12 protein-coding genes, 1 tRNA gene and 1 pseudogene are annotated in these 13,933 nt (G+C 69.4%); 9 read left to right on the top strand and 5 right to left on the bottom strand.

Features of this window, described 5'->3' with window-relative positions; genetic code table 11:
• Positions 1-950 (top strand): annotated as a pseudogene (locus QRN27_RS03410) (hypothetical protein); the annotation flags it as partial.
• A 76-nt stretch (positions 951-1,026) separates the two neighbouring features.
• Here QRN27_RS03410 and phoU read toward each other — a convergent pair.
• Positions 1,027-1,695 carry a phosphate signaling complex protein PhoU gene (gene phoU / locus QRN27_RS03405; RefSeq protein ID WP_056007773.1) on the bottom strand — a complete coding sequence of 223 codons (669 nt, stop codon included), beginning with the start codon at positions 1,693-1,695 and terminating at the stop codon, positions 1,027-1,029.
• A 166-nt stretch (positions 1,696-1,861) separates the two neighbouring features.
• On the opposite strand from phoU, the gene QRN27_RS03400 reads away from it, so the two are divergent.
• Together QRN27_RS03400 and QRN27_RS03395 are read left to right on the top strand one after the other, a co-directional pair.
• Complete coding sequence (locus tag QRN27_RS03400; RefSeq protein WP_285040723.1) at positions 1,862-3,028, top strand: sensor histidine kinase; 1,167 nt, start codon at positions 1,862-1,864, stop codon at positions 3,026-3,028.
• A complete protein-coding gene (locus tag QRN27_RS03395) occupies positions 3,025-3,708 on the top strand; it encodes a response regulator (RefSeq protein WP_056007768.1) in 684 nt (227 codons plus the stop codon). The genes QRN27_RS03400 and QRN27_RS03395 overlap by 4 nt, the downstream gene beginning before the upstream one ends.
• Positions 3,709-3,792: 84 nt before the next feature.
• Here the strand turns inward: QRN27_RS03395 and QRN27_RS03390 are convergent, their stop codons facing one another.
• Positions 3,793-4,338, bottom strand: coding sequence for a hypothetical protein (locus QRN27_RS03390; protein ID WP_285040722.1), 546 nt, complete (start codon positions 4,336-4,338; stop codon positions 3,793-3,795).
• 209 nt (positions 4,339-4,547) lie between these two features.
• Between QRN27_RS03390 and QRN27_RS03385 the strand changes: the two genes are divergently transcribed.
• Positions 4,548-5,030, top strand: a complete 483-nt coding sequence (locus QRN27_RS03385) for a CarD family transcriptional regulator (protein WP_285040721.1) — start codon at positions 4,548-4,550, stop codon at positions 5,028-5,030.
• 46 nt (positions 5,031-5,076) lie between these two features.
• The gene (gene ispD, locus QRN27_RS03380) at positions 5,077-6,354 is read left to right on the top strand and encodes a 2-C-methyl-D-erythritol 4-phosphate cytidylyltransferase (protein WP_285040720.1); all 1,278 of its coding nucleotides are present in this window, start codon (positions 5,077-5,079) and stop codon (positions 6,352-6,354) included.
• A gap of 29 nt (positions 6,355-6,383) precedes the next feature.
• Here ispD and QRN27_RS03375 read toward each other — a convergent pair whose 3' ends face one another.
• On the bottom strand, positions 6,384-7,502 hold the full coding sequence (locus QRN27_RS03375; protein ID WP_285040719.1) for a winged helix DNA-binding domain-containing protein: 1,119 nt from the start codon (positions 7,500-7,502) through the stop codon (positions 6,384-6,386).
• 40 nt (positions 7,503-7,542) lie between these two features.
• Here QRN27_RS03375 and cysS point away from each other — a divergent pair, with 40 nt between their 5' ends.
• A complete protein-coding gene (gene cysS, locus QRN27_RS03370; protein ID WP_194669402.1) occupies positions 7,543-8,997 on the top strand; it encodes a cysteine--tRNA ligase in 1,455 nt (484 codons plus the stop codon).
• Positions 8,987-9,997: a 23S rRNA (guanosine(2251)-2'-O)-methyltransferase RlmB gene (gene rlmB, locus QRN27_RS03365; protein WP_285040718.1), complete on the top strand. Its 1,011-nt coding sequence runs from the start codon at positions 8,987-8,989 to the stop codon at positions 9,995-9,997. The genes cysS and rlmB overlap by 11 nt, the downstream gene beginning before the upstream one ends.
• 102 nt (positions 9,998-10,099) lie before the next feature.
• Here rlmB and QRN27_RS03360 read toward each other — a convergent pair whose 3' ends face one another.
• Both QRN27_RS03360 and QRN27_RS03355 read right to left on the bottom strand, forming a co-directional pair.
• Positions 10,100-11,380, bottom strand: a complete 1,281-nt coding sequence (locus tag QRN27_RS03360) for a DUF4032 domain-containing protein (RefSeq protein ID WP_056007745.1) — start codon at positions 11,378-11,380, stop codon at positions 10,100-10,102.
• 105 nt (positions 11,381-11,485) lie between these two features.
• Positions 11,486-12,595 (bottom strand): ABC transporter ATP-binding protein, encoded by a 1,110-nt coding sequence (locus QRN27_RS03355; RefSeq protein WP_056007742.1) that lies wholly within the window; start codon positions 12,593-12,595, stop codon positions 11,486-11,488.
• A 256-nt stretch (positions 12,596-12,851) separates the two neighbouring features.
• On the opposite strand from QRN27_RS03355, the gene QRN27_RS03350 reads away from it, so the two are divergent.
• Together QRN27_RS03350 and QRN27_RS03345 are read left to right on the top strand one after the other, a co-directional pair.
• Positions 12,852-13,811 carry a DsbA family protein gene (locus QRN27_RS03350; protein ID WP_285040717.1) on the top strand — a complete coding sequence of 320 codons (960 nt, stop codon included), beginning with the start codon at positions 12,852-12,854 and terminating at the stop codon, positions 13,809-13,811.
• Positions 13,812-13,857: 46 nt separating this feature from the next.
• Positions 13,858-13,933, top strand: a tRNA-Thr gene (locus tag QRN27_RS03345).

The following is a 13,933-nucleotide window of genomic DNA, read 5'->3' as shown; positions in this document are numbered from 1 at the left end:
CGACCGGTGACGACAGTGTCGCCGGTGGGAACCAGGTGTCACCGGTGGTGACGGTGCCGGTGACGGTCGGTGGGAACGCGATCTCCGTGATCGGTGACTCGAGCAGTGAGCAGGCGGGTCAGGCTGCGGCGGCTCCCGCTGGAGCTGCTGCTCCGGCGGGGTCGTCGTCGACGACCGGTGACGACAGTGTCGCCGGTGGGAACCAGGTGTCACCGGTGGTGACGGTACCGGTGACGGTCAGTGGGAACGCGATCTCCGTGATCGGTGACTCGAGCAGTGAGCAGGCGGGTCAGCCTGCGGCGGGTCCCGGTGGAGCGACTGCTCCAGCGGGGTCATCGACGACGACCGGTGACGACAGTGTCACCGGTGGGAACCAGGTCCTCGGCGGCGTCGAGCTCCCCGTCTCAGTGGTCGGGAACGCCGTCAGCGTGATCGGTGACGCCGAGTCGACCGGTGGAGCGACCACGACGCCGGCCACGTCGGGCAACGGCACGTCCACGACGGTCGGCGACGGCAGCCTGGGCGGTGGGAACCAGGTGATCCTCGATCTGGGCCTGCCCGTCACGGTGGGTGGCAACGCCATCTCGGTGATCGGAGACAGCGAGACCGGTGGTCCCGGGGTCACCGACCCGACCGATCCGACCGACCCGACCGATCCCGTCGACCCGACGGACCCGGTCGACCCGACCGACCCGACCGACCCGACCGACCCGACCATCCCGGTGGTCCCCGCTACGCCGAATAGCACGACGACCGTCGTCGTCAGTGCCGCCACGGCACCGCAGTCCGGCTCGGGTGTGACGGCTTCGGCTCCGCGCTCGACTGAGCCGGCCCTGGCCGACACCGGCAGCGCTGCGGCCGGACTCCTGCCGCTCGCCGGACTGGCGACCGTCCTGGGTCTGCTGTTCCTGGCCGGTGGCGCGATCGTCCGTCGCCGTCAGATCGGCTAGTCCTGCGACAACGGACGAGCGGTGCCGACCCGGATCCGGGTCGACACCGCTCGTCGGGGTGTCCGGTGGTCGGCGCTCAGTGGTGGACCGGCGTCGTGGTCTCGGGGATCCAGTCGCCGGTAGCCAGGTACTGCACCTTCTTGGCGATGGACACCGCGTGGTCGGCGAAGCGCTCGTGGTACCGCGAAGCGAGGGTGGCGTCGACGGTCGCGACCGGCTCACCCTTCCACGTGTCGCCGAGCACCTTCTCGAAGACGCTGGCGTGGAGTTCGTCCACGTCGTCGTCGTCGTTCCGGATCTCGTCCGCGATGCGCGGGTCCTGCGTGCGGAGGAGTTCGGTGAGCTTGCGCGCGATGGACACGTCGAGGCGGCCCATCTCGGCGAACGTCGTGCGCAGCCCCTTCGGGACGGCCTTGTCGGGGAAGCGGTAGCGCGACAGCTGGGCGATGTGCTCGGCCATGTCGCCCATCCGCTCGAGCGAGGCGCTGATCCGCAGGGCGCTGACGACGATGCGCAGGTCGCGGGCCACCGGCTGCTGGCGGGCCAGGATGTCGATCGCGAGTTCGTCGAGTTCGATGGCGAGCTGGTCGATGCGGTTGTCGTTGGCGATGACCTCTTCGGCCACGGCGACGTCGGAGTTGCCGAAGGACTGCGTCGCCTTCTCGATGGAGATCGTGACGAGCTCGGCGATCTCGACCAGGCGATCCTGGACCTCTCGCAGTGACTGCTGGAATACCTCGCGCATGGCTCTGGGTGCCGTCCTTCCGTGACCTGGCGGTGGGCAGGCAGGTGCCCGCTCCGCCGATGATGCCGAACCAAGGTTAACAGTTGGGGCACCACGCGTGAACAGTCGTCGAAGTGGCGGGGTATTCGCGAGTTCGGCCTCCGGCGGACTGAGTAACGTAGGACTCATGGACACCATGTGGTTGGTGCTGATCGCGTTGGCACTTGGCCTCATCGTCGGGGGCGGTTTCGTCGCCCTCATCACCCTCGCCCTCCGCCGTGGCGAGCGCGCTGCGACGGTCGTGAACCCGGTCGTGCCCGACGGGGTCGACCAGGTGCTCGAGGCCCTCGACAGTGCCGGCATCGTCGTCGACCCGTCGAACAACGTGCTCAAGGCGTCGCCCGGAGCCTTCGCGCTCGGCCTGGTCCGCGACCGCGTCCTCGACAACCAGGAACTCATCGACCTCGCGCTCGAGGTCCGCCGCACGGGCGACGCCGTGACGAGCGACCTGGAACTGGCTCTCGGCCGGTTCGGGGAGGCGACGAGGCACCTCCGGGTGCGCGCGGCGCCGCTCGGCTCCCGATTCATCCTGTTGCTCGCCGAGGACCACACGGAGGCGCGCCGCCTGGACGAGGTCCGTCGGGACTTCATCGCGAACATCAGCCACGAGCTGAAGACGCCGATCGGTGCCATCGGTCTCCTGTCGGAGGCGCTCGACACCGCGGCCGACGACCCGGAACGGGTGAAGCGGTTCGCCAGTCGACTCGCGACCGAGTCCCATCGACTCACGCGGATGACGGCGGAGATCATCGACCTGTCCCGGCTGCAGGCGGCCGACGCGCTCCATCAGCCCGAACTCGTTCGGCTCGATCGCGTGATCGCCGCGGCGGTCGACCAGAACCGCGTCCCGGCGGAGGCCACTGGCGTCGGCCTGTCGGTCCGCGGGGGCAAGAACCTCGAGGTCTACGGCGATGAGGCGATGCTCGTCGTCGCCGTGCACAACCTCATCTCGAACGCGATCCACTATTCACCGACCGGCGCGCAGGTCGGGGTCGGGGTCAGAGCGGTCGACGACGTCGTCGAGATCGCCGTCACCGATCAGGGGGTCGGGATCGCCGAGGAGGACCGCGACCGCGTGTTCGAACGGTTCTTCCGCGTCGACCAGGCGCGATCCCGGCACACCGGCGGCACCGGCCTCGGGCTGAGTATCGTCAAGCACACCGTCCACAACCACGGCGGGGAGGTCAAGGTCTGGTCCCAACTCGGCCGCGGTTCGACCTTCACCATCCGCCTGCCCAGAGCAACGACCCCGCCGGAGGATCTCTCCACCGGCACGGCAAGGAGTACCCTGTGACCCGCATCCTGCTCGTCGAAGACGAAGCATCGTTGAGTGAACCGTTGAGCTATCTGCTCGAGCGGGAGGGCTACGAGGTCGAGGTGGCCGAGGACGGTCCGTCCGCGGTCCAGTCGTTCACCGCTCGCGGCGCCGACCTCGTGCTGCTCGACCTCATGCTGCCCGGCATCCCGGGCACAGAGGTCTGTCGGCAGATCCGCGCGGTGTCGAGCACACCGATCATCATGCTGACAGCCAAGGACTCCGAAGTCGACATCGTCGTGGGTCTCGAACTGGGAGCCGACGACTACGTCACGAAGCCGTATTCCACTCGCGAGCTGCTCGCACGGATCCGTGCGGTCCTGCGCCGCCGTGTCGACGCGGACCAGGCCCAGGAGGAGGTGCTGCTCGAGGCCGGCACGGTCCGGATGGACACCGAGCGCCATGTCGTCGAGGTCAACGGTGCACCGATCCCCATGCCGCTCAAGGAGTACGAGTTGCTCGAGCTGCTGCTGCGGAACGCCGGGCGCGTGCTCACCCGCGGGCAGCTCATCGACCGCGTGTGGGGGAGCGACTACTACGGCGACACCAAGACGCTCGACGTCCACATCAAGCGCATCCGTTCGCGCATCGAGGCGAACCCGTCGGAGCCGGTGATGCTCGTCACCGTCCGCGGACTGGGCTATCGCTTCGAGGCCTAGCCCCGACACCGGCACACACGGACGAACGCCCCGCTTCTCAGGAGGAGCGGGGCGTTCGTTCGTGCGTCTGTGATCGGTGCTCGACTACTCGGTCGGCTCCGTCGTGGGCGTGGCGAGCGGCGTCGGGATCTCGGTCGGCTCCACCGTCGGTTCCTCCGTCGGCTGGGGCGTGGGGACGAGCGTCGAGTATTCGAGCAGCTCTCCGGTGAGGACCGGGACGCTCGCGGTGGCGCCGGTCTCTTCGCCGTACTGGAAGAAGACGTCGATGATCCCGCCTGGCTGCACGCCGAGCGACTCGATCCGCAGGGGGTCGTTCGCCCCGCTGCCGTCGAAGCTCGTGAGACCCGGTTCGGCGAGGACCTGGAACTGCTCGTCGATGCCCTCGACCTCGATGAGCACGGTGTGCGCGCGGTCGTCACGGTTCGCGACGCTGAAGACCAGGTTGCCGGTCTCGCCGTCGTCCGAGACGACGATCGCGTTGCGGACCGCGACCGAGCCGACGGTGACACCGACGCCGTCCGAGGCGTCGTACTGCTTCAGGGTCGCCTGCGGGGCGATCAGGTTGCACCCGCTCATGCCGAGTGCTACAGCACCCGCGACGACGATGGAAGCGATGAGACGCGCCTTCACAGAACCCTCCAAGATGTGGTGGCCCCGGGCGCAGACGAGTGACAGGTGTCCCGGGATCCGGATTCGAGTCTAGCCCACCCCCGCGTGGCGAGGCGGTCGCTGCGGGGTCCTGGACGGGGCGTCGTCCCTCGGCCCTGGCGCGTGCCCCGTACCCGGCTCTGATCAGGGGTCCTGTGGTATTCTGGTAGATGCCGAAGGGACCGACACCCATGATCTTCGAAGTTGGCGAGACCGTCGTCTACCCGCACCACGGTGCCGCGACCATCACCGAGGTGAAGACCCGCGTCGTGAAGGGCGAGGAGAAGCTCTATCTGAAGCTCCGTGTCACGCAGGGCGACCTCATGATCGAGGTCCCGGCCGAGAACGTCGACCTCGTCGGTGTGCGCGACGTCATCGGCCAGGAGGGTGTGGACCGCGTGTTCGACGTGCTCCGCGCGCCGTTCACCGAGGAGCCGACGAACTGGTCCCGCCGGTACAAGGCGAACCTCGAGAAGCTCGCGTCGGGAGACGTCATCAAGGTGTCCGAGGTCGTCCGCGACCTCTGGAGACGCGACCAGGATCGCGGACTCTCCGCCGGTGAGAAGCGCATGCTCGCGAAGGCTCGGCAGATCCTCGTCTCCGAGCTGGCGCTCGCTGAGCAGACGGACGAGGAGCAGGCGTCCACCGTCCTCGACGAGGTCCTCGCGTCCTGAGCCGGCCCGCTGCTCGATGATCGCGCGGGAGAAGTAGGCTCGGCACATGCCTGCGATCTACGAACCGAGTGCCGCTGCAGAGACGTCGCTGGACGGTCCCGCCGTCGGGGTGATCGTCGTCGCGGCCGGGAGTGGGACGCGTCTCGGTGCCGGGATCCCGAAGGCGTTCGTCTCCCTCGCCGGCAGCACCGTGCTCGAACACGCGCTCGCACCGGTCTTCCGGCTCCGCGAGCCCGTACAGCTCGTCCTCGTCGTGCCGGCCGACCGCGTAGGCGAGGCCGAGACGATCGGACGGCGGGCGGCCGGTCGTGCCTCCGACCACCTCCGGGTGGTCGTCGGCGGTGGGACGCGACAGGAGTCGGTGCTCAACGGGCTCGCCGCGCTGTGGCCGGGTGTCCGTACCGTGCTCGTCCACGACGCGGCCCGCGCGCTCACGCCGACGGCCCAGTTCGAGCGAGTGATCGAAGCCGCGGCGCGCACCGGCTGGGGCGTCGTGCCCGCGCTGCCGGTGACCGACACGATCAAGCAGGTGGACGCGAGCGCCGTCGTCGAGCGGACGATCGACCGTGCCGAGCTACGGGCCGTCCAGACGCCGCAGGCGTTCCCGAGGGACGCACTGGTCGCGGCGTTCCGCGTCGCCGCGGACCGGCTCGCCACCGCGACCGACGATGCAGCCCTCTACGCGGACGCCGGGCATCCGGTCGTGACGGTGGAGGGTTCGGAGGCCGCGTTCAAGATCACGACGCCGTGGGACGCTCAGCGCGCGGAACGGCTCCTGACCGAACCGGCTGCGGCTGCGGCCGAGGCCGGAGCCGGCGACGCCGACACCGGTTCGACGACGACGTCGCAGCGCGGCCGGATCCGGACCGGCATCGGCATCGACGTCCACGCCTTCGCGGAGGAGGGCGAGCTACGCCTTGCCGGCCTGTCCTGGCCGGGGGAGCGGGCGCTCGCCGGTCACAGCGACGGCGACGCGGTCGCCCACGCGATCGTCGACGCGCTCCTCTCGGCTGCGGGACTCGGCGACATCGGTTCGATGTTCGGCAACGACGATCCGCGCTTCGCCGGCGCTCGCGGATCGGTCTTCCTGGAAGCGGCGGTCGAACGATTGCGCGCCGCCGGATATGAGGTCGTGAACGTCGCGGTGCAGCTCGTCGGGAACCGCCCTCGCTTCGCGCCCCGCCGCCTCGAGGCGGAGTCCGCGCTGGGTGCGCTCGTGGGCGGGCCGGTCAGCATCGCGGCGACGACGACGGACGCGCTCGGGTTCACGGGTCGTGGTGAGGGTGTCACCGCCGTGGCGACGGCGCTGATCGAACGCCGCTGATCACCGGTCGCTGATCGCGGGCAACCGGGTCAGTCGGAGGCCGTCGGGTCGACGAGTTCGACGGGCAGCCCGAGGAACCGTCCGTAGGACGTCACCGCGCGGCGGAAGCCGGCTTCGACGCGTCGGCCGAGCGGGGCGAACGGCTCCGGCGTGATCGTCACGGTCTTCGGCCCGATCCGTCGTCGCCACGTGCCGACGATCCGACCGTCGACGGTGATCATCGGGAGGAAGATGCCGTTGGCCCCTGGGGCGACACGCTCCGCGTACTCGGTGGGAAGCGACAGTCCGCGACCCCGGTAGCCGAGGAGCAGCTCATCGAATCCGGGCAGTGCCAGGACCGACGGTGCCCCGGTGGGTCGAGGGGCCGACACGGTCTCGGTCTCGGCGGTCGACCACAGCGGCACACCATGCCACTCGCGCTCCTCGACCCGGTCGCCGGCGATGTCCAGCCCGCGTTTCACCTGGGCGACCGTGAGCTTCGACCACCAGGTGACGTCGGCCACGGTCGCCGGTCCGTGACCCGCGAGATACCGGACGACGAACTCGCCGAGCGCTTCGTCGGGTTCGAGTGTTCGCGGCGAGTGGATCCACTCCTCCGTGAGGACGAGCGACTGCTGCTTCCCCGACGGCGGCCCCCAGCAGACGACACCGCTCATGGCGAGCTCCATGAGCAGGTGGGAGCCGCGCTGCCCGGTGATCGGGATGCCCGCGGCCGTGTGGGCGGCCAGCAGCTCGTCTCGACCGGCACGTCGTCCGCCGCCGAGCATCGCCTCGGTGATGTCGCGGGATCGCGCGAAGGTCTCGGCGTCGAGTTCCAGTTGGCGATGGCGTGCGGCGATCGTCGAACGGACCCGGGGGACGCCGAGCGCGAGGATCCAGCCGAGGTCCTCGGCGGCGACGAGGTGGAGGGTGCCCCGCATGGGCCAGGACCGGACCACCGATCCGTCCTCGAGGGCGCCCAGTACCTCGGCGAGGGTCGAACCGGGCGAGCGGACGCCGATCGCCCACAGTCCGGAGGCCAGGTCCTGCGCCTGCAGGGCGAGCAGCCGGGACACGACCGTGGCCGGCGACCGCGACGACCCGCCCTGGAGGAGCTGCGCGCCGAGGCGCGCCTCGAGAACCCGTGGCTCGTCCCGTCCAGTCGTCATGCGACCATCATGCCGCGACGGCGGCGGCTAGTCTGGTCTCGTGGCCCTCCGACTCTACGATTCGAAAACGCAGTCCCTCCGGGACTTCGTGCCGCTCCGCGAAGCCGAGGCGGGGCTGTACGTCTGCGGACCCACGGTGCAGTCCTCGCCGCACATCGGCCACCTGCGTAGCGCGCTCGTCTACGACCAGTTGCGACGCTGGCTGACCGCCTCCGGCTTGCGCGTCACGCTCGTCCGCAACGTCACCGACATCGACGACAAGATCCTCGCGAACGCCGCTGCCGGTTCCGAGGGTGGCTTCGCGCTGCCCGGGGAGGAATGGTGGGCACTCGCCTACCGGTACGAGCTGGAGTTCACCGCCGCCTATCGGGCCCTCGGCATCCTGCCGCCCAGCTACGAACCGCGAGCCACCGCGAGCATCCCGGAGATGCAGGAGCTCATCGAGCGACTCGTCGACGCCGGGCATGCGTATCCCGCACCGGACGAGTCCGGCGACGTCTATTTCGACACCGCATCGTGGAGCCGGTACGGCGAGCTGACCCGTCAGAGCGCCGAGCACATGGAGGCCGCGACCGACGCCGACCCCCGGGGGAAGCGCGATCCGCGCGACTTCGCGCTGTGGAAGGGCACGAAGCCCGGCGAGCCACGCTCGGCGAGCTGGATGTCGCCCTGGGGGGAAGGCCGACCCGGCTGGCACATCGAGTGCTCGGCGATGTCGACGAAGTACCTCGGCGAGGAGTTCGACATCCACGGTGGCGGACTCGACCTGCGCTTCCCCCATCACGAGAACGAGCTCGCCCAGTCGAGTGCCGCCGGTGACCCGTTCGCACGGTACTGGTTGCACAACGGTCTGGTCGCGGTGTCCGGCGGACAGAAGATGTCCAAGTCGCTCGGCAACTCCGTCTACGCAGCCGACCTCCTCGCCGAGGCGAGGCCCCTGGTCGTGCGGTACTACCTGGGTGCTGCGCAGTACCGCTCCACCCTCGAGTTCCACGACGGCGCACTCGCCGAGGCGGAGGCGGCGCTCGGTCGTATCGAGGGCTTCCTGGACCGTTCGCGTCGCGCAGGCCTCCTCGACGAGGCGGACCGCGCTCCCGACCGCGCGACGCTCCCGGCCGCGTTCGTCGAGGCGATGGACGACGACCTCAACATCCCTCGCGCCCTGGCGGCACTCCACGAAGCCGTCCGCGTGGGCAATGCCGCCCTCGACCGCGGCGACGATCTCGACGTCGCCCGGGAGAGCAGTGTCGCGGTGCTCGACATGACCCGCGTCCTCGGTATCGACCCGACCGACCCCTCGTGGTCCTCGGGCACCGACCCCATCACTCACCGATCCCTGTCCGCACTCGTCGAGCGCCTGCTCGTCGATCGCGCTGACGCCAGGGTCGCCAAGGACTTCGCAGCGGCCGACCGGATCCGCGACGAACTCACCGCGGCCGGGATCACCATCGAAGACACCCCGTCCGGAGCACATTGGAGTATCAGTGGCAAGTAAGCCTTCCCGCCCGACCGGGCCGAAGAAAGCGAAGAAGGGTCCCACCAAGGGCACCGGCGGCCTCGGCCGCAAGGCGCTCGAAGGTCGTGGGCCGACCCCCAAGGCCGAGGACCGCGCCTGGCATCCCGCCGGCAAGCGGAAGGCCGCGCAGGAGCGCTACGCGGCCTCCGGTGGCACCGGTAAGCCCAAGCAGCCGGCCGGCCAGAACGGACGACCGTCGACGAACGGCCGCACCAAGCAGAAGTCGAGCGACGAGTCCGAGGTCGTGACGGGCCGCAACTCCGTGCTCGAAGCGCTGCGCGCGAAGATCCCGGCCACCACGCTCTACGTCGCGACGCGCATCGAGATGGACGACCGGGTGAAGGAGGCGCTCAGCCTCGCCACCCGCCGCGGCATCCCCGTCCTCGAGGTGATGCGGCCGGAACTCGACCGCATGGCCGGGTTCGACGGCGTCCACCAGGGGCTCGCCATCAAGGTGCCCCCGTACGAGTACGCGCACCCCATGGAGCTGCTCGACCAGGTGATCGCGCGGGGCGAGAACCCGCTGTTCATCGCCCTCGACGGCATCACCGACCCGCGCAACCTGGGTGCGATCATCCGCTCGACGGCTGCGTTCGGCGGGCACGGCGTCATCCTCCCGCAGCGTCGGAGCGTCGGGCTGACCGCCTCGGCGTGGAAGACCTCGGCCGGCGCGGCGGCACGCACGCCGGTCGCGATGGCCGCCAACCTCACGCAGACGCTCAAGGCGTTCAAGGAGCGCGGCGTCTTCGTGATCGGCCTCGACGGCGACGGCGACGTGTCGCTCCCCGGCCTGGAACTCGCCGACCAGCCGATCCTGGTGGTCGTCGGCAGCGAGGGCAAGGGACTCTCGCGCCTCGTCACCGAGACGTGCGACGCGGTCGTCTCGATCCCGATCTCGGCTGCGACGGAGTCGCTGAACGCGGGGATCGCGGCGAGCGTGACGCTCTACGAGATCGCGCGTCGACGGAGCGCCGATTAAGCGGCAGCATCACGACGGTCGGACACGCCGACCGGACGGCCGAAGGCCCTGGGAACGGATCACCGTCCCAGGGCCTTCGGCCGTCCGGGCCCGCGCCATCGGTCAGACGAGGTCGCGCCAGTCGACCGGGCCGGTCATCGCGGCGGGGATGCTGATCGCTTCGGTGGGCGGCACGATCATCGTCGCCTCGTCGCGACGGTGTCGCAAGACGGTGTTCACATAGGATCCGACCGCCTCGGCCAGCGGGATGTCGCGGCCCTCGTTCTGCGCGAGGAACCACCGGTGCTCGAGGAGCTGGTGGAAGATCTCCGCCGGCTCGAGCTTGCCGCGGAGCTCGCGTGGGATGGCCTTCACGACGGGCTCGAACACGCGGATCAGCCACTCGTGTGCGGCCATCTCCTCGTCGAAGCCGTCCTTCCCGAACGACGCCGAGTATGCGTCGAGGTCGTTGAGTAGGCGCCTGGCCTGGTTCTCCCCGGCGTCGAGGCCCGTGAGTCGCAGGAGCCGACGCTGGTGGTGTCCGGCGTCGACGACCTTCGGCTGAATGCGGACGGTGGAGCCCTCGTCGGTCGTCTTGATCGCGAGCTCCTCGATGTCGAAGCCCAGCTCGTTCAGACGGTGCACGCGTTCCGTGATGCGCCAGCGCTCGGAGGCGTCGAAGGACTCGGAGCCCGTGAGCTCCTTCCAGAGGGAACGGTAGGCCGCGACGATGCCGTTGCTCACGGTCACCGGGTCGAGCTCGACGTCGGCGCGCCCGCCCGCCTCGAGGTCGAGCAGTTCACCGGCGATGTTCACGCGCGCGATCTCGAGGTCGTTCTCACGCTGCCCGTTGGACAGCCCTCCCTCGTAGAGCTTGCCGGTCTCGGCGTCGACGAGGTAGGCGGCGAAGGCCCCCGCGTCGCGTCGGAAGAGCGTGTTCGACAGCGAGACGTCGCCCCAGAAGAACCCGACGATGTGCAGGCGGACGAGCAGGACGGCGAGGGCGTCGACCAGGCGGGTCGCCGTGTCCGGACGCAGCGTCCCCTGGAAGAGCGCGCGGTAGGGGAGGGAGAACTTCAGGTGCCGGGTGACGAGCACGCTCGGGAGTTCCCGGCCCTTCCGGTCGGAGCGGTTGGTGATGACCGCCAGCGGGTCGACGCAGGGGATGTCGAGGCGCTGCAGCGTGCGCAGCATGTCGTACTCACCCTTGGCCATCTCGGCGGTGGTCTCCTTGACGGCGATCACGTACCCGGAGAGGTTCGCGAACCGCACCAGGTGGCGGGAGATGCCCTTCGGCAGGGACGCGATGGCCTCGTTCGGCCAGTTCTCGAGGGGAAGCTCCCAGGGCAGGTCGAGCAGCGCGGGGTCGACGGTGGCTGCGGTGATGTTCAATGCGCCGGACATGGTGCGATGCGCTCCTCGGGAGTGATCGAGCTGAGATGGGACAGACGAAAACGACGATGGTCGAGCGATCGGAGACCGACCGCTCGACCATCGTCGGCGGAACTACTAGATCGAGGAGGACACGACCGGCTTGTTGCCGAGGCGCTCACCCGAAGCCGAGTCGAACGCGTGCACGTGGTGCGGCGTCGGCGCGAGGAACACGGTGTCGCCGATGTGGGCGTGGTTGCGGCCGTCGACGCGGGCGACGATGTCGGTGCGCTTGCCGGAGACCTCGGTGTGGCCGTAGAGGTAGCCGTCGGCGCCGAGCTCCTCGACGAGGTCGACGGTCACCTCGATGCCGGAGCCGGAGTTGCTGGAGACGGTGATGTCCTCCGGGCGCACGCCGACCGTGACGTTCTTGGACGGGGCGGCGTCGGTGATCTCGCGCTCCACCGGGATGATGAATCCACCGAGCTTGATGCCGCCGTCGGCGATCTCACCCTCGAAGAGGTTCATGGCGGGGCTGCCGATGAAGCCGGCGACGAACACGTTGTTCGGCTTCTCGTACAGGTCGCGAGGCGTGCCGACCTGCTGCAGGATGCCGTCCTTCAGGACCGCGATCCGGTCGCCCATGGTGAGCGCCTCGGTCTGGTCGTGCGTGACGTAGACCGTGGTGACGCCGAGGCGACGCTGGAGCGACGCGATCTGGGTGCGGGTCTGGACGCGGAGCTTGGCGTCGAGGTTCGACAGCGGCTCGTCCATGAGGAAGACCTGCGGCTGACGGACGATGGCGCGACCCATCGCGACACGCTGACGCTGACCACCGGAGAGCGCCTTCGGCTTGCGGGTCAGGTAGTCCTCGAGGTCGAGGAGCTTCGCGGCTTCGAGGACGCGGGTGGCGCGCTCCTCCTTGCCGACGCCGGCGATCTTGAGCGCGAAGCCCATGTTCTCGGCGACGGTCATGTGCGGGTAGAGCGCGTAGTTCTGGAACACCATCGCGATGTCGCGGTCCTTCGGCGGCACGTCGGTGACGTCGCGGTCGCCGATGAAGATGTGGCCGTCGTTGACCTCTTCGAGGCCGGCGAGCATGCGGAGCGAGGTGGACTTGCCACAGCCGGACGGGCCGACGAGGACGAGGAATTCGCCGTCGGCGACCTCGAGGTTCAGCTTGTCGACCGCGGGGCGGGTGCCGCCCGGGTAGAAACGGGTTGCATTGTCGAACGTCACAGACGCCATGGTTGTTCTCCTTCACCGGCAGGTACGTGCCGGACGATCCGTTGTGAATGGACGCGAGCCCGCCGACGATGGCCGACTCGCCGTTCCAGTATGCCATGGGCCCCTGGGAATGGAAGGGTGCCCGGCGGATCGGTCTCTCGGCGGACGCACAGCCTCCTCCCTGCCTGGTTTGGGCCTCTCCCAGGCGGCAGGTCTACGATTGCTCTGTTTGGCGCTGCTGGGTCTACGTAGCGCAATCCCCCCGAAACGAGGATCAATGTCTGGCGCTGGATCGCAGAACCGACCGACGAAGAACGAACGCCGCGACGCGGCCCGCGAGAAGGCACGTGTGCTGCGCGAGCAGCAGAAGCGGCGCGACCGCCGCAACCGCGTGCTGCTGCAGGGCGGAATCGTGCTCGGTGCGCTCGCGATCGTCGCCGCCGTGGCGATCATCATCGTGACGTCGATCAAGCCGGCCGGCCCCGTCCCGACGGCTGCGCAGAACGACGGGTTCACCGTCGGCGCCGGTCTGCAGCTCGTCGGCGCACCCGCCGACGCCCCTACTCCCACGCCGACCGCCACCGACGCGGCTGAGCCTGCACCGGCCGAGACGCCGGCCGCCACGGAGACCCCGACGGCCGAGGGCGTCGAGATCTCCGTCTACCAGGACTTCCTGTGCCCCTACTGCGGTCAGTTCGAGACCACGAACGCCGAGCAGGTCAAGGGATGGCTCGAGGCCGGAGCGGCGACCTACACGGTGCACCCGCTCGCCACGCTGAGCAACCTGTCGCTCGGGACGCAGTACTCACTGCGCGCCTCGAACGCCGCGGCCTGCGTCGCGCAGTACTCGCCGAACGACTTCTTCTCCTTCAACACCGCGTTGTTCGAGAACCAGCCCAAGGAGAACACCGAGGGCCTGACCGACAAGGAGCTGAAGTCCATCGCGAAGGGCGTCATCTCCGGTGGGGAGAAGAAGATCAACACCTGCATCGACGACGGCACCTACAAGTCCTGGGTGAAGGACTCGACGGACCGCGCACGGAGTGGCCCGCTGCCCGGCACCGACGTCGCGAAGGTCGAGGGGACGCCCACCATCCTGGTGAACGGCAAGCAGTACACCGGTTCGCTCACCGACGCCGAGCAGTTCGCCGCGTTCGTGCTCGCCGTGTCCAGCGAGAGCTACTCGACCGACACCCCGTCGCCGAGCCCGAGCGAGTCGCCCGCGACCAACGGCTGATCCGCCGCCATCGTAGGATGGTCGAGACCGGGGTCCGCCCCTGTCGGCCGACGTGGCGCAATTGGTAGCGCAACGCTCTTGTAAAGCGTAGGTTACGGGTTCAAGTCCCGTCGTCGGCTCCA

Source organism: Plantibacter sp. LMC-P-059a (assembly GCF_030209505.1).
Classification (GTDB): Bacteria; Actinomycetota; Actinomycetes; order Actinomycetales; family Microbacteriaceae; genus Plantibacter.
Note: the sequence above shows the minus strand (reverse complement) of the source record. Positions and strands in the feature narration are given on the sequence as shown.